The organism is Arthrobacter sp. FX8, assembly GCF_026723805.1.
In the GTDB taxonomy this organism is placed as follows: domain Bacteria; phylum Actinomycetota; class Actinomycetes; order Actinomycetales; family Micrococcaceae; genus Arthrobacter.
This window is the reverse complement of the sequence record NZ_CP113505.1, coordinates 2,077,615-2,091,778: the sequence shown is the minus strand read 5'-3', so window position 1 is coordinate 2,091,778 and position 14,164 is coordinate 2,077,615. Positions and strand designations below refer to the sequence as shown.

Annotated in this window: 14 protein-coding genes, 4 pseudogenes and 1 riboswitch; of the genes and pseudogenes, 4 read left to right on the top strand and 14 right to left on the bottom strand. The window is 66.6% G+C overall.

Annotated features, from left to right (window positions below; genetic code table 11):
• Window positions 1-1,055 (top strand): annotated as a pseudogene (locus OUO20_RS09585) (zinc-dependent alcohol dehydrogenase family protein).
• 12 nt (window positions 1,056-1,067) lie between these two features.
• Here the strand turns inward: OUO20_RS09585 and OUO20_RS09580 are convergent.
• The gene (locus OUO20_RS09580) at window positions 1,068-1,532 is read right to left on the bottom strand and encodes a pyridoxamine 5'-phosphate oxidase family protein (protein WP_018768459.1); all 465 of its coding nucleotides are present in this window, start codon (window positions 1,530-1,532) and stop codon (window positions 1,068-1,070) included.
• A 162-nt stretch (window positions 1,533-1,694) separates the two neighbouring features.
• On the opposite strand from OUO20_RS09580, the gene OUO20_RS09575 reads away from it, so the two are divergent.
• Window positions 1,695-2,678 (top strand): S1C family serine protease, encoded by a 984-nt coding sequence (locus OUO20_RS09575; protein WP_056388045.1) that lies wholly within the window; start codon window positions 1,695-1,697, stop codon window positions 2,676-2,678.
• A gap of 48 nt (window positions 2,679-2,726) precedes the next feature.
• Here the strand turns inward: OUO20_RS09575 and OUO20_RS09570 are convergent, their stop codons facing one another.
• The 10 genes and pseudogenes from OUO20_RS09570 to OUO20_RS09525 all read right to left on the bottom strand — a co-directional run bounded on the left by OUO20_RS09570 (window position 2,727) and on the right by OUO20_RS09525 (window position 11,205).
• Complete coding sequence (locus tag OUO20_RS09570) at window positions 2,727-3,104, bottom strand: hypothetical protein (protein WP_134163823.1); 378 nt, start codon at window positions 3,102-3,104, stop codon at window positions 2,727-2,729.
• Window positions 3,105-3,166: 62 nt separating this feature from the next.
• A complete protein-coding gene (locus OUO20_RS09565; RefSeq protein WP_056388044.1) occupies window positions 3,167-3,565 on the bottom strand; it encodes a fluoride efflux transporter FluC in 399 nt (132 codons plus the stop codon).
• The gene (locus OUO20_RS09560; protein WP_268003281.1) at window positions 3,562-3,999 is read right to left on the bottom strand and encodes a fluoride efflux transporter FluC; all 438 of its coding nucleotides are present in this window, start codon (window positions 3,997-3,999) and stop codon (window positions 3,562-3,564) included. The genes OUO20_RS09565 and OUO20_RS09560 overlap by 4 nt, the downstream gene beginning before the upstream one ends.
• The gene (locus OUO20_RS09555) at window positions 3,971-4,684 is read right to left on the bottom strand and encodes a metal-dependent transcriptional regulator (RefSeq protein WP_018768454.1); all 714 of its coding nucleotides are present in this window, start codon (window positions 4,682-4,684) and stop codon (window positions 3,971-3,973) included. The genes OUO20_RS09560 and OUO20_RS09555 overlap by 29 nt, the downstream gene beginning before the upstream one ends.
• A 45-nt stretch (window positions 4,685-4,729) precedes the next feature.
• On the bottom strand, window positions 4,730-5,488 hold the full coding sequence (locus OUO20_RS09550) for a class I SAM-dependent methyltransferase (RefSeq protein WP_056388041.1): 759 nt from the start codon (window positions 5,486-5,488) through the stop codon (window positions 4,730-4,732).
• A 101-nt stretch (window positions 5,489-5,589) separates the two neighbouring features.
• Window positions 5,590-7,006: pseudogene (locus OUO20_RS09545) on the bottom strand (aminotransferase class V-fold PLP-dependent enzyme).
• A 36-nt stretch (window positions 7,007-7,042) separates the two neighbouring features.
• A riboswitch (SAM riboswitch) is annotated at window positions 7,043-7,156 on the bottom strand.
• Window positions 7,157-7,308: 152 nt separating this feature from the next.
• On the bottom strand, window positions 7,309-8,121 hold the full coding sequence (gene hisN / locus OUO20_RS09540; RefSeq protein ID WP_018768451.1) for a histidinol-phosphatase: 813 nt from the start codon (window positions 8,119-8,121) through the stop codon (window positions 7,309-7,311).
• Between the two features lie 44 nt (window positions 8,122-8,165).
• Window positions 8,166-9,280, bottom strand: a pseudogene (gene rsgA / locus OUO20_RS09535) (ribosome small subunit-dependent GTPase A).
• Window positions 9,264-10,650, bottom strand: a pseudogene (gene aroA / locus OUO20_RS09530) (3-phosphoshikimate 1-carboxyvinyltransferase). Before aroA ends, rsgA begins: the two co-directional pseudogenes overlap by 17 nt.
• A gap of 6 nt (window positions 10,651-10,656) precedes the next feature.
• A complete protein-coding gene (locus tag OUO20_RS09525) occupies window positions 10,657-11,205 on the bottom strand; it encodes a DoxX family protein (RefSeq protein WP_018768448.1) in 549 nt (182 codons plus the stop codon).
• Between the two features lie 275 nt (window positions 11,206-11,480).
• On the opposite strand from OUO20_RS09525, the gene OUO20_RS09520 reads away from it, so the two are divergent.
• Both OUO20_RS09520 and rsrA read left to right on the top strand, forming a co-directional pair.
• Window positions 11,481-12,254: a sigma-70 family RNA polymerase sigma factor gene (locus OUO20_RS09520; protein WP_268003280.1), complete on the top strand. Its 774-nt coding sequence runs from the start codon at window positions 11,481-11,483 to the stop codon at window positions 12,252-12,254.
• The gene (rsrA, locus tag OUO20_RS09515; RefSeq protein ID WP_018768446.1) at window positions 12,251-12,511 is read left to right on the top strand and encodes a mycothiol system anti-sigma-R factor; all 261 of its coding nucleotides are present in this window, start codon (window positions 12,251-12,253) and stop codon (window positions 12,509-12,511) included. The genes OUO20_RS09520 and rsrA overlap by 4 nt, the downstream gene beginning before the upstream one ends.
• A gap of 104 nt (window positions 12,512-12,615) precedes the next feature.
• On the opposite strand, the gene OUO20_RS21685 is transcribed toward rsrA, so the two are convergent.
• The 3 genes from OUO20_RS21685 to OUO20_RS09505 form a co-directional block, all read right to left on the bottom strand.
• Window positions 12,616-12,690, bottom strand: coding sequence for a 50S ribosomal protein bL37 (locus OUO20_RS21685; RefSeq protein ID WP_369299106.1), 75 nt, complete (start codon window positions 12,688-12,690; stop codon window positions 12,616-12,618).
• A gap of 119 nt (window positions 12,691-12,809) precedes the next feature.
• Window positions 12,810-13,271, bottom strand: coding sequence for a PadR family transcriptional regulator (locus tag OUO20_RS09510; protein WP_018768445.1), 462 nt, complete (start codon window positions 13,269-13,271; stop codon window positions 12,810-12,812).
• Window positions 13,271-14,104: a DUF4097 family beta strand repeat-containing protein gene (locus OUO20_RS09505; protein WP_268003279.1), complete on the bottom strand. Its 834-nt coding sequence runs from the start codon at window positions 14,102-14,104 to the stop codon at window positions 13,271-13,273. Before OUO20_RS09505 ends, OUO20_RS09510 begins: the two co-directional genes overlap by 1 nt.
• Window positions 14,105-14,164 lie beyond the last annotated feature (60 nt).

Below are 14,164 nucleotides of genomic sequence, written 5' to 3'. Positions count from 1 at the left end.
ATGAAAGCCCTCGTCTACGGCGGACCGGGTGACAAGTCATGGACTGATGTCCCCGACCCCCGGATCCAGCAACCCGGCGACGTCATCGTCAAGGTCGATACCACCACGATCTGCGGCACCGACCTGCATATCCTTAAAGGTGACGTACCCGCCGTCGAAAAGGGCCGGATCCTGGGACATGAGGCGGTGGGAACCATCGTGGAAACCGGGCCTTCCGTGACCGGCCTGAAGGTGAATGACCGTGTCATCATCTCGTGCATCAAATCCTGCGGCCACTGTGCCAACTGCAAGACCGGACTCTATTCGCACTGCCTGGGAGGCGAAGGCCAGGAAGGCACCGGGTGGATCTTCGGACACCTGATCGACGGGACCCAGGCGGAGTATGTCCGCGTGCCGTACGCCGAAAACTCGCTGCACCTGCTGCCCTCGGGCGTCAGCGACGAACAGGCCGTCATGCTCTCCGATATCCTCCCCACCGGATTCGAAATAGGTGTCCAGTACGGCCGGGTGAAGCCCGGCGACACCGTGGCCGTTGTTGGTGCCGGGCCGGTGGGCCTGGCGGCGATCACCACGGCAGGACTGTACGGCGCAGCGACTGTGGTGGCCATCGACCTGGACGCCAACCGCCTGGCGAAGGCAAGGAGTTCGGCGCCACGGACACTGTCCTTTCCGGCAGCAGTGACTGGAAGGAACAGGTCCTGGCCCTGACCGGCGGACAGGGCGTCGATGTGGCCATCGAAGCTGTTGGCGTGCCGGCAACATTTGGCATGTGCACCGACATAGTGCGGCCGGGTGGATCGGTGGCGAACGTTGGGGTGCACGGAAAACCGGTGGAGCTGCACCTGGAAAACCTGTGGATCCAAAACATCAACATCAGCATGGGGCTGGTGAATACCAACACGACGCCCATGCTGCTCAAGCTTGTGGCCCAGGGAAAGATCAGGGCGGAGAAGTTCGCCACGCACCATTTCAGTTTCGACCAGTTCCTTGACGCCTACGACACGTTTTCCCGGGCAGCCGAAACCAAGGCCCTCAAAGTGATCATCACGGCGTGAGACCGCAGGCCGCTACAGCCAGTCGGCGGAAAAATCGACCGGCGGCCACCAGCGGGTCCGCGGCGTGACAGCGAAACGGCGGCCGGTGATATCGGTGGGGGTAATGGCCACCAGGTGGTCCTTGATCCCCGGTTCCCAAGGTTCCCTGTCGGCGTCTTCCTCCGGAAGCTTCATGCTGGCTTCATCGAATGGCTGCGGCCTGCCCTTGGCGACAACGCTCCAGACCTGAGTGGCGTATGGGTTGAGGCCGTCCACCTCCAAGGCGGCAACCGAGCCGCTGAGCAGGGCACGGAGCTTGGTCCCCGGCGCCGTGCGGAACAGCAGGGTGTCACCGGCGACCGAAAAATTCACGGGAAAAATCTCGGGAACGTCACCGTTGATGACCGCCAGCCGCCCGATATAGGAGGACCGAAGGTACCGCCAGCACTCCTCAGCGTTCAGTATTTCCGTTTGAGACCCTGCAGGGGAGTCAGTCATGCTCCGATCCTAAAGCCTTGACAGCCGCACCGCACCGCAATGCCCGCGTTCACCCACGGCGTAGTTCCACCGGGAGTGGACCGTGCCCGGCCATTGTTGTCTCCCGTAAGGACCCGTAAAGGGCATGGATTGCCGGAAGCGGCACCAGACCGGAGGTGCGTCATGGAACAGGCGCGGGAACCCATATCCACCGGAGACGAGGACGTCCTGGACTCGTACTCGCAAACGGTCATGCGTGTCGCGGCAGCGGTTACGCCCCACGTGGCAGCCATCGAGATGACCGCGAATAGGGGCAACGGCAGGGTGAGGGTGGGCGCCGGCTCGGCCGTTCTCTTCACGGAGGACGGATACCTGCTCACCAACTCACACGTCGTGGCAGGCACCCGGCACGGTTTTGCGGTGTTTGGAGACGGGAGCCGGATGGAACTGGAACTGGTGGGAGCCGACCCCTTGTCCGATCTAGCAGTCGTCCACGGTTCGCGGCCCAAGGTGCCACCTGCTCAGTTCGGCGCGGCCGAGACCCTGCGCGTGGGCCAGCTTGTGATTGCCGTCGGAAACCCACTGGGCCTGGCGGGGTCAGTCACCGCGGGCGTGGTCAGCGGTTTGGGCCGGGCCATTCCAGTCTGGGCGGGCGGCAACAGGAGGGTGATCGAGGACGTTATCCAGACGGACGCAGCGCTGAACCCAGGCAACTCCGGTGGAGCGCTGGCGGACACGCACTCCAGGATCGTCGGCATCAACACCGCAGTGGCGGGCGCCGGGCTGGGGCTCGCCATACCAATCAATGCCACCACCCGCAGGATCATCTCCGCGCTCCTGTCAGACGGGAGGGTACGCCGTGCCTACCTGGGCCTTGTCAGCACGCCCATCCAGCTCAACCCCAGCGCTGTGATCCGCAGCGGGCTGCGCGAAGGGCTCCGCGTCGTGGAGGTCCTGCCCGGCTCGCCGGCGGACAAAGCAGGCCTTGCCGCGGGTGACATTATCGTCACCGCCGGAGGCCGTCCCGTCAGCAACGCCGAAAGCCTGCAGCGGCTCCTGTTTTCCGATGCCATCGGCGAGCCGCTGGACGTGAAGGTACTCCGCGACGGCACCGAGCTGCACCTCACCGCCGTCCCGGAAGAAATGACAGGCAACGGCGCAGGATAATGCCCGACGCCGGACCGAAGGTCCCCGGGGCACGTCACCTGGGCGGGCCTAAGGACGGAGCGGAGGCGCTTCCACGTCCGCGATGCCCACGAAACGGGTCCCCACGCCGTCGTACTCGCTGCGGACGCACCCGGGGCGGACGGCGGGAACATCGGAAGGCGCATGATGGCTGCATACCACGTAGGTGAAGTCCGGCCACCACTTCTTGGGCCGGGCCGCCTCCTCATAGCCACAGACGGCGCATTCCAGGTGCACCCACACCGGCCGCTTGCCCGTCCGGTTGGCGCGCGACTGCACCAGCCATGGCGGAGGATTGTCGAGGATGGCGCGGAGTTCGGCCTCCGTCATCCACTTCGGCAGGCCGTGGCGCTGCGCCATCTCAAGGGGAACATCAAGGGTTATTGCGGCGTCGCGTCTGCTGATCATCACCTTCCACCATACGGGAGGCCGCCAAATCGCCGGCCGGGCCCCCAACGGGAACAGCGTCGCTAGGAAGCCAGTGCACTGCCAGCGGCCGCGGCAGCAAAGCCAAGGCCCAGGTTAACCGCCACGTTCAGGGCCGCGGCGCCGAACCGTGCTTCGCTGAGCAGGCGGATGGTGGCGGTGGTCCACGAACTGAAGGTGGTAAGTCCGCCGGCCAGTCCGGTGGCCAAACCCACCTGCCATTCCGCGCCCAGTCCCAGCCCGGCGGTCAGGCCGTGTGCCAGACCGATGATGAAGCAGCCGACGACGTTGACCAGCAGGGTGGCCCAGGGCCAGTGCAACGCCGCACGGCCATCGGTGCGGACGCTGCGGATGCTGCTGTGGTGTGCGAACCAGCTGTCGATCCCGAACCGCAGCAGCGCCCCGGCCACGCCAAACACTCCCACCAGGGCTGCCGTGATCATGCCGGGCCCCGGTTCCGGGCGATGAGCCTTCCGGTGCGCCAGCCCAGGCCTGCCGCCGAAAGGCCGAGCAACAGCGACAAGCCCAGGTAAAGGAGCCATACGGGGTGCTCACCCGCGCGTGCCAACTGGCCGGAGGCGAAAATGACCGCGGAAAAGGTGGTGAAGGAACCCAGCAGGCCCGGCCCGATGCCGGCGCGCAGCCAGAAGGCCGTGTGCGGGCGTGCCATCCAGACGGTGGTCAAAGCCGCGAGGACGAAACTGCCGCTGATGTTGATGCCCAGCGTGGCCCACGGGACCGAACCGGGCGCGTCCGGAAACGCCAGGCCCAGCCCGTAGCGCAGCTCACTGCCGATCAGTCCGCCGGCGGCGACAGCCAGCCAGGCACGGGCGGTGGGCAACGCCACGTCAGAGCCCGTCCAGGGCGCAGCCGGCATGCGGCGCGTCGCTGGAGACCCAGAGCGCCGAGGCGATTTCCTCAGCGAAATCGTACTCACGGGCGCCGCCGGGACCACCGATCCGCACCACCAGGGCTCCGCCGAAAGGCCGCCGTCCCACCACCTCGACGTCCGCATCAAGGTCGATGGCCTGGGCGGCCAGGTAGCGCAGCAGTTCCGGGTTGTCGTCGCTGATCCGGGTGATCCTGCCGGTATGTCCCTGGTCCAGCTCGGCGAGGAGGTGCGCGCGCGGCATCAGCACCTGCCCGTCCGCCGTGGGGATTGGATCGCCGTGCGGGTCACGCTTCGGGTCCCCGAGCTTGGCGGCGACCCGTTCGATGAACGTGTCCGATACGGCGTGTTCGAGTTGTTCAGCCTCATCGTGGACTTCGTCCCAGCTGTATCCGAGCCGCTGGACAAGGTATGTCTCGATCAGCCGGTGGCGCCGGACCATGGACAGCGCCAGCCGCAGGCCGGCCTCGGTCAGCGTGACGGCGCTGTAGGGCTTGTGGTCCACCAGGCCCTGGTCCTTGAGTTTGCGGACCATTTCCGAAACCGAGGAATTTGCCACCCCCAGCCGCTGTGCGAGCTGGGAGGACGTGATGGGCTTGTCCTGCCATTCGGTAAAGGAATAAATGACCTTGACGTAATCCTCGATCGAGGAGGAGGGCGCGCTGGTCTTCACGAATCCAAGCCTACCGGCTCTGCAGGCGCCATACGGGATGCGCCGTCATGCCTTGACGGCCCGCCAAGCCAGGGTGAGGTAGGGAAGGTCGATTTCCTGGTCAGGGGTGTAGGCAAGGTGTTCGTGCAGGTACCAGTCCAGGTTGGCCAGGACCTTGGCCCGCGTTGACTCGCCGGCCCGGAGGTAGTAGCTGCGGGATTTAGTGAGTTCCATCAGGTCCGTGGTGTCCACTGTGTCCTGCCAGTGGGTGACATGCCCTTCGAGCCCCTGGAACTCCGGGCCGATGACGGGCTTGTGCCCCGGCCGGTAGACGTCGCCTGCGTGCATGATCCGGGAGAGCCGGTGCACCCAGGGCACTGAGGTGTCCAGCTGGTTCCACACCAGGCCGAGGGTTCCGTGCGGGCGCAGCACGCGGGCCAGTTCGGTGCTTGCCGCCAGGGCGTCGCACCAGTGCCACGCCTGGGCTACGGTGACGACGTCGAAGCTGGCGTCGGGCAGGCCTGTCGCCTCGGCAGTCCCCGGCATCGCCGTGGCAGCCGGGTAGTGTTCCGTGAGCTGGGCGAGCATGTCCGCCGAGGGGTCCACGGCCGTGACGTCCAGCCCCATGTCCAGCAGCAGCGCGGTGAACTTTCCGGTACCGGCACCAACGTCGAGGGCTTCATGGGCGTCGGCGGGCACCAGCCACCGGGCTGACTCCTCAGGGTAGCCGGGCCGGACGCGCTGGTAGTGCCTGCCGCCGTCCTGGAAGCTCTGGCCCAGTTCCCTGCGCCGCCCGTGATCAAGCTTGGGGCCACCCCGAACCACGCGTGGCCTCCTTCAGCTGACGTCCTGCGGTACCTTTCGAATTTACCGCATTCCCCTGACGCGCGGTCAGCCGGCTGAAACAGGAGTGGCGGTTTCCGGCGTCAGTCGTCGATGCAGGGCGCTGCGCCGGCTGTTCCAGGGGTGTTGGGCGCCCAGTGCGGGTAGGTGCGGGTGTCGTTGGCAGGGACCCAGCGGCCTGCGTCCACCACGTAGTCCCAGCCCAGCCCGTTGCTCCGGAGCGCCTGGATGCCGGCCAGCAGGCGCTCGGCATCTTCCAGGCGCGAACCGACGCCGAAGCTGGCGCGGAGGGAACCGGACGGCAGGCCCAGGCGCTTCAGCAGGGGATGGGCGCAGAAGCGCCCGTCACGCAGGCCCACGCCATGCTCTGCCGAAAGGTACGCCGCCACCAGTCCTGCGTCGTAACCCTCGACGGAGAAGTTGACCACCCCGATGGTGTCCGTTTCGGGGTTGGTGTCCTTGAAGATCTGGTGAACCGTGACGCCGTCGATCCGCTGGAGTCCCTCCACCAAAAAGGAGCGGATGGCGGACTCGTGGGCGTGCCAGCGTGCCTGGTCCAGGCCTGCAATGACCTGGGTGGCGCGGGCCAGCGTGGCGGCCCCCAGGACGTTCGGCGAGCCCCCTCATGGCGGGCCGGGCCGGTGGCCCAGCTGACGCCGTCGAGCCTGGCTTCCTTGACGGCGCCGCCGCCGGCGAGGTGCGGGACGCCGGCGTCCAGCCAGTCCGGGCGCCCCACCAGGACGCCGGCGCCGAAGGGCGCGTACAGCTTGTGGCCTGAGAAGGCGAGGTAGTCGACGTCATCCGCGCTGATGTCTATGCGGCGGTGCGGCGCGAGCTGGGCCGCATCCACCACGATCCGTGCGCCATGTTCGTGGGCCAGCGCGGCCAGCGCCCGGATGGGGAGGATTTCGCCGGTCACGTTGGAGGCCCCGGTGACCGCGACCAAGCTGACACCGCCCTGTCCAAGCTCGGCACGTACGGCCTCAAGGGTGCCGGTGATGGTGTCGGCGGCGACGATGCTGCGGTGCGGGACGCCCTGCCACGGCAGGAGATTGGCGTGGTGTTCGATGTCCAGGTACAGCACTTCGCCGTCGTGGCGGCCATCGGTCACGGGAAGGCAGCCGGCCAGCAGGTTCAGCGAATCCGTCGTGTTGCGGGTGAAGATGACCGAATCATCCGGGCGGCCGCCCACGAAATCCCTGACGATGCTGCGCGCGTTCTCGTACACGGAGGTGCTGATCTGGGATGCGTATCCTGCCCCGCGGTGGACGCTGGCGTAGTAGGGGAGGATCTCATTCAGGTAAGCGGACACTACGGACAGTGCCGGGGCGGAGGCGCCGTAATCGAGGTTGGCGTACCGCACGTGGCCGCCCGAAATCAGGGGCGCCTGGATTTCGGCGCCGGTGACGGCAGCGAGCGGCCGGCCGGCTGCGGCGTGGCGTGCATGGGGGACGGCAGCTTCGGCAATGACGGGCTGGGGGAGACGGTGGCAGTTGTCACAGAGACCTCACTTGGTACAGGACTCCGGCATAGTGGAATCCGCGCTTGCCGCATCCGCTCCGGACCGGCCTGGTCGTCACCCGGGGCACCCCACCGCGAATGGAGGGTTGCCGGCCAGCAAACCGGGGTTTTGCGCTGGCACTCGTGACCTGCATAAAAGCGTAGGACATGGGGCGGCCAGGACTGAAGCCGCGGCAATTGTTAAGGGCTTTGTTACGCGCCCCCGAATAAACGACGCCGGGCACCTGCCTTGGGAGGTGTCCGGCGTCGCATTATTCGTTCAAACGTGGAAAGCGCGTGAGTTACAGCAGATCGTCCAGGTACGGGTTCAATCGGTGCAGGACCTCCGAGTGCAGGATTGAGTTCGTGGCCAGGGCGTTCCCGCCGAACGGGCCGTCCTCGCCTTCCAGGGATGTGAACCGGCCGCCGGCCTCCACCACGATCGGCACCAGGGCAGCCATGTCATAGAGGTTCAGCTCGGGTTCGCAGGCGATGTCCACGGAGCCCTCGGCCACCATGCAATACGACCAGAAATCCCCGTAGGCCCGGGTCCGCCAAACGTCCTCGGTAAGGCCGAGGAACTCGTCAAGGTTTCCGCGTTCCTTCCACCCGCCCAGGCTGGAGTAGGAGAGGGAGGCGTCGGAAAGCTTCGACACGTTGGACACGCGGAGGCGGGTGGCGGCGGCAAGGGACCTGCCCATGTACGCGCCCATGCCTTTCGCCGCCCACCAGCGCTTGCCCAGGGCCGGGGCGCTGACGACGCCCACCACCGGTTCGCCCTCATCCACGAGGGCGATCAGCGTGGCCCATACGGGAACGCCGCGGACAAAGTTCTTGGTTCCGTCAATGGGGTCGATGATCCAGCGCCGGGAACCGTGGCCGGTGCTGCCGAATTCCTCGCCCAGGACGGCGTCGCGGGGGCGTGAACGGGAGAGCTGGCCCCGGATGGCTTCCTCGGCGGCCTTGTCCGCGTCGGTGACCGGCGTCAGGTCCGGCTTGGTCTCAACGTGGAGGTCCAGGGCCTTGAAGCGGCTCATGGTCTGGTCATCCACGGAGTCGGCCAGGACATGGGCCAGGCGCAGGTCATCGTTGTAGCTCGAAGCGGGTTGGATCATGGTTCCAAACTACCGTCTGTGGACGGTTCTGCCGGGAGAACGCGTCAGTTGACGCTGCCGAGCTCCTTGGTTTCCTGTGCTTCCATCCTCGGGTCCGTACCAAGCAGGCGCCGCAGCGAGGCCAGCCGGGCCGCGCCGGTGGGACCTGCGTGTCCGCCTGCCACCCAGTCGTCGAGGCCGCAGTTCACTGCGGTTGCGGTGTGCTTGCAGCCCCGTTCGCAGTTCTCGATGCCGGGGAGAGGTCCGGGAAGGAGCGCAGGATGCGGTCAGGGTCCACGTGCGCCAGGCCAAAGGAACGGATGCCGGGGGTATCGATGATCCAGCTGCCGGGAGGCGCGTCCGCCAACCGCAAGGCAAGGGCCGACGACGACGTGTGGCGGCCGCGCCCGGTCACGGCATTCACGCCGCCGGTGGCCCGCTCGGCGCCGGTCAGGGCGTTCACCATGGTGGACTTGCCGACGCCGGAGTGCCCCAGCATAACGGTGACCTTGCCATCGAGATGGTCCCGCAGCGCCGCCACTGCGGCGCTGTCCAGCCGCGCCGAGAGCCCGTCATCGGACCGGGCATCGATTCCCGACGCCTGCGCATCCGCCGTCTTGCTGATGATCACCGGGAAGTCCAGGTGCGTGTAGTTGGAAAGCAGTTCCGCGGGGTCTTTGACGTCGGCCTTGGTGACCAGCAGGATGGGTTCGATTCCGGCGTCGTATGCGGCCACGAGCGCGCGGTCGATGAACCCCGTGCGGGGTTCCGGGTTGGCGGCAGCCACCACGATCACCAGTTGGTCGGCGTTGGCCACCACCGCGCGCTCCACGGGGTCGGTGTCGTCGGCGCTGCGGCGCAGGAGGGTGTGGCGGTCCTGGATCTTCACCAGCCGGGCCAGCGTGTCCGGCGCGCCGGACACGTCCCCCACGAGCGAGACGAAGTCGCCTGCCACAACGGGCGAGCGCCGAAGTTCCCGGGCGCGCGCGGCAATGACAACGCGCTCATTCTCCGAGTCCTCGTCCACTACCGCGGTGTACCGCCCGCGGTCCACCGTGATGATCCGTCCGGTCACGGCGTCGTCGTGGCTGGGGCGGTCTTTGGTGCGCGGCCGGGAGCCCTTCTTGCTGGGACGGATCCGAACGTCCGATTCGTCCCAGGAATCAGTGCTCCGCGCCACTGCCGCGCCCTTCCGGTCCGGCGGCGGACCCTTCTCCCTGGGCCAGCATGCCGGCCCACAGCTGCGGGAAATCCGGCATGGTCTTGGCCGTGGTGCCGATGTCCTCCACCTGGACGCCTTCGACGGCGAGTCCCAGGATTGCGCCGGCCGTGGCCATGCGGTGGTCGGCGTAGCTGTGGACGACGCCGGCGTGCAGCCGGGCGGGCCGGATCACCAGGCCGTCGCTGGTTTCCTCGGCGTCGCCGCCCAGCCGGTTGATCTCCGATACCAGGGCCGCGAGCCTGTCCGTCTCGTGTCCCCTCAGGTGGGCGATGCCGCTGAGGCGGGAAGGCCCCGTGGCAAGGGCACACAGGGCCGCGACCGTGGGAGCCAGTTCACTGGTGTCCGCGAAGTTGCCGCCCTTGATCTCCGGGCCGCCGGTGACGGTCAGGACACCGTCAGCCAGGGTGACCGAGGCGCCCATGCTGGCCAGGATTCCGCGCCACAGGTCTCCCACCTGCTGCGTTTCATCAGGCCAGTTGGGAATCCGTACGGTGCCCCGCGTGGCCAGGGCCGCGGCCAGGAAGGGCCCGGCGTTGGAAAGGTCCTGTTCAATCCGCTGGTCGAAGGCGCGGATGGGTCCCGGCGCCACCACCCAGTGGTTGGGGACGGAGTCGTCCACTGAAACGCCGGCACCGCGCAGGACGGCCACTGTCATGTTGATGTGGTCCAGGCTGGGTACCGGCTTGCCCACGTGTTCCAGGTGCAGGCCGTCGTCGAACCTTGCGCCCACCAGGAGGAGGGCGGAGACGAACTGCGAGGAGGCGCTGGCATCGATCACCAGATGGCCGCCGCGGACTGCGCCGTTGCCTTCCACCACAAAGGGAGCGACGACGGCGCGCTGCCGTCTTCGGCGGAAACGGCCACGCCCAGGGCTTTGAGGGCCTCGATGATGGTTCCCATGGGGCGCTTGCGGGCGTGGGGATCGCCGTCGAACACGCTGGCTCCGTTGCGGAGCGCCGCCAGCGGCGGAACGAACCGCATGACGGTGCCGGCAAGTCCGCAGTCGATCCTGGTGTGGGACGCGGCCGCTGCCGCCGGCAGCGGAACCACCTCCAGGTCGGGCCCAAAGGCACCGTCCCCGGGCACTTCGGTGATGACGGCACCGAGCTGCCGCAGTGCGTCGACCATGAGTGCGGAGTCCCTGGAATGCAGGGGGCCCGCAGCCGGGACGGGCCGTCCGCGAGGGCTGCCAGGACCAGGTACCTGTTGGTCAGGGACTTCGATCCGGGCACCGTCACGGTGGCGTTAACGGGCCGGGACGCAAAGGGTGCGGCCCAGTGCTGGACAGGCGTTCCGGACCCGTCCCGGGTGGCAACTGCTGCGGTCATTCGTGTTTATGCTCCCGTAGCGTGTTCGACGGCGCGGCGCACGGCCTTGTCCGCCTTGTTCAGCTTCTTGGTGGTGGTCCTGCGCGCGTCGGCGGCCAGGTGCGAGGCGTTCCGACGGGCATCGGCCGCCAGGTGCTCGGCGCGCCAGGCCAGGCCGGGCTTGCCGGCGGTGTCCACGGAAGCGAGCAGGGCGCCGCCGCTCAGCGAGAGGTTCTTGAGCAGCTGGTTCCGGCGGCTTTCGCGGCCTTCCTTGCTGCTGATATCCGCGCTGCGCCATTCAACGAAGGTGTTCAGGAGCGAAATCACCGTCAACAGGCCCGCGGAGAGCCGGGAAAACTTGCCAAGGCCGAACAGGACGCCGGCCCCTACCTGGGTTCCGCCAATCACACGTGCGAGGGTGGTTTCGTTCGCCTGGAAGGGAAGCGAGGCTGCAGCCTTACGCAGCAGCGGTGAGAGCTGCTGAGCGGTGTCGTCTGCGTTCCTGAGCTTATCCAGTCCGGCGAGAACGAAACTGGAGGCGAGCATGGGCCGTGCGAGCGTGCGGACAAAGGACATGGATTTCCTCCTGGATGGACGAGCCGCGCCGAGCGGCGGAGTCGGTCCTAGTCTTGCACTTTTGGGGAATATTTGCCCGTGGGAGGCGGTTATGGCAAACAGGTCCGCAACAGGGGCCTGACAATCATTCACCCGAAACAGAGCGGAGTTGGCCCTTGGGGAAGGTGTTGGACGGAACCAGGCAGGCGGGCCCGGTGGCAGTGGACAAGCTGGCCTCGGAACCGCCGGAATACGGCACGCCCCGGGCAGGGAGCCTGACAGTAGACTTGAAGGCAATGAACACCCTGGATCCGGCCGTTACGGCCATGTATGAGGCTACCCCCGGCGAAGCAAACGGCAGGGCCGGCACCGCGCCTGTGCCTGCCGGACAGGCAGGCCCTGAATCATTGGCCGCAGAAGCGGATGCCGAGGATGCCACGCTGGACGTCGCCACGGAGAGCGTGGAGGAGCGCCGCCTTCGCTTTGAGCGGGATGCCATGCAGTACGTCGACCAGCTGTATTCCGCTGCCATGCGCATGGCCCGGAACCCGTCCGACGCGGAGGATCTGGTCCAGGAGGCCTACACCAAGGCTTTTTCGGCCTTCCACCAGTACAAGCCGGGAACAAACCTGAAAGCCTGGTTGTACCGGATCCTGACCAACACGTACATCAACCTCTACCGCAAGAGGCAGCGTGAGCCCCTGCAGTCCAACTCGGACAGCATTGAGGACTGGCAGCTGGCACGGGCGGAGTCGCACACCTCGAGCGGACTGCGCTCAGCCGAGGCTGAAGCCCTGGATCACCTTCCGGATTCGGACGTGAAGCGGGCGCTGCAGGACATCCCCGAAGAATTCCGGCTGGCGGTCTACTTCGCCGACGTTGAGGGCTTTGCCTACAAGGAAATCTCGGACATCATGAACACGCCCATCGGCACTGTGATGTCCCGGCTCCACCGCGGCCGGCGAATGTTGCGGGACATGCTCGCGGAATACGCCGCCGAGCGGGGATTTAAAACGGCCGCAGATGCCTCGGATGCGGCAGGAAGCAAAGCACAGGAGAACAGGAAATGAGCGACTGCCAGGGATTGGGCGATTGCGACGACACCAGGATGCAACGCATCTACGAATACCTTGACGGGGCGCTGACCCGCGAGGACCTCACGGAAATCAAGAACCACCTTGATGACTGCCCTGAGTGCACGGAACAGTATGACCTGGAGTGCGTCATCCGCAATATGGTCAAGCGCTCCTGCACGGAGTCCGCGCCGGACAACCTGAAGAACGCCATCCTGGACAGGATCCACACCATCCGTCCCGTGGAGGCCTAGGAACAGGCACGCGTTGCGCCGGTCAGGGCCGCAGACAGCAAAGGACCCCGGAAGCCGTTTGGCTTGCGGGGTCCTTCGCTTGAACCGTAGTTCCTGGCATTTGCCTAGGTGTTGGGGCGCTTCCCGTGGTTCGCGCCGCCACGCTTACGGTCACGACGCTTGCGTGCACGCTTGCTCATAGCTGGCCTCCTTACTGTTGGTACTCAAAAGAGCTGCCCTCAAGTCTCCCACATGATGTGGCGGCCCGCGAACCGGGTAGGGGCGGATGACCTGCGGAAGTGCGGCAGCAGGCGCCGCCTTAGGACTGCAGGGTGCTGCGGATGGCCGCGCGGGCGTCGTCGAGGGCTGTCCTGACGGTTTCCAGCGTCACAGGGCTGATGGGGCGGCGCATGGCCTGCCGCCGCAGGTCCGCGCAGAGCTCATCATGGAACTTCTGCACCATCAGTTCCACGTCAAGCCGTTGGACGGAGACGGCGATGTCATTCTCGACCCCCGCCAGATCGTCGCGGCGCCGGTTCAGTTCGGCAAGGCCGGCGGCTGTAATGCGGTAGTTGGTGCGCCGCCCGGCCGGCTCGGTGGCCACCAGGCCATCCTCCTCGAGCTTGCCCAGCCGGGGGTAGATGGTTCCGGCGCTTGGCGAATAAGTCCCCGCGAACCTTTCCTTGAGCGCCTTGATGAGCTCGTACCCGTGCTTGGGCCCGCTTTCCAGCAGTGCCAGCAGGTAGAGGCGCAACGCACCGTGTGCGAAGACGGGCGGCATCAGCCTTGCGCTTCCCCGTCGCCGTCAAGTGGTGCAGGAGCGTGGGATATGGACGTCTTGCCGGATACCGAATTGGTCCGGACGAGCATCAGCTGGCCGTCGGGCCCGGCAATGGTCTCCACTTTGCCGTTGGCCAGGAGGCACTGCCGGCCGTCAAGGATCACCGCTCCGCCGGCGGACTTGGCCACGATGTCGACGCCGACGTCGTGCGGCAGCCTGATAGCCAGATCCCCGGACACCGAGTTGGAGCCGAAGTCCCGGGTGAAATCGAGCAGTTCAACGTCGAGGTGCCCGCTGACGGTGTTGGTGCGCACGTTGGTGAAGTATCCGGAGGCGGTAACCCTGCCTGAGACGCTCTTGGCCATGAGTACCCCGCGGTGGTTCCTGACCTCCACGCTGCCGCTGATGGTATTGACCTGAAGCTCGCCGGAGGTACTGTCCGCCATTACGGAACCTGACACGGTGTTAAGCCGGACACGGGCAGAGACGCCCGAAACCAGCCCGTCCCCGCTGACGGTCCCGGCCTCCACCTCCACACCCTGGGGAACAGCGATGGTGATGAGCGCGGAGTTGTCGCTGCTGTGGTTGACCGTCTCCATGAGGTTCTTGAACCAGCCCTGGGCTCCGTGCAGCTGGTGCCGCACTTCGAGCCTGCCGCTGTTCAGTGACACGGCTACCGGATCGCCGTGCACGTCGGCGAACTCCAGCCGCACCTGGGACCCCGCGTGCGCCGTGATCCTGAACCTGCCACGGACCATGCCCAGCTTCAGGGCCGTCACGCCGTCGACGTCCATGGTTTGCGGGTCGGTCACACTCCAGTTTTGCTCGGCCATGGTCCCCTCCAAAAGACGATATATCGCGTAGCCCCTACAACGTATCGCCGCAGGCGGGCA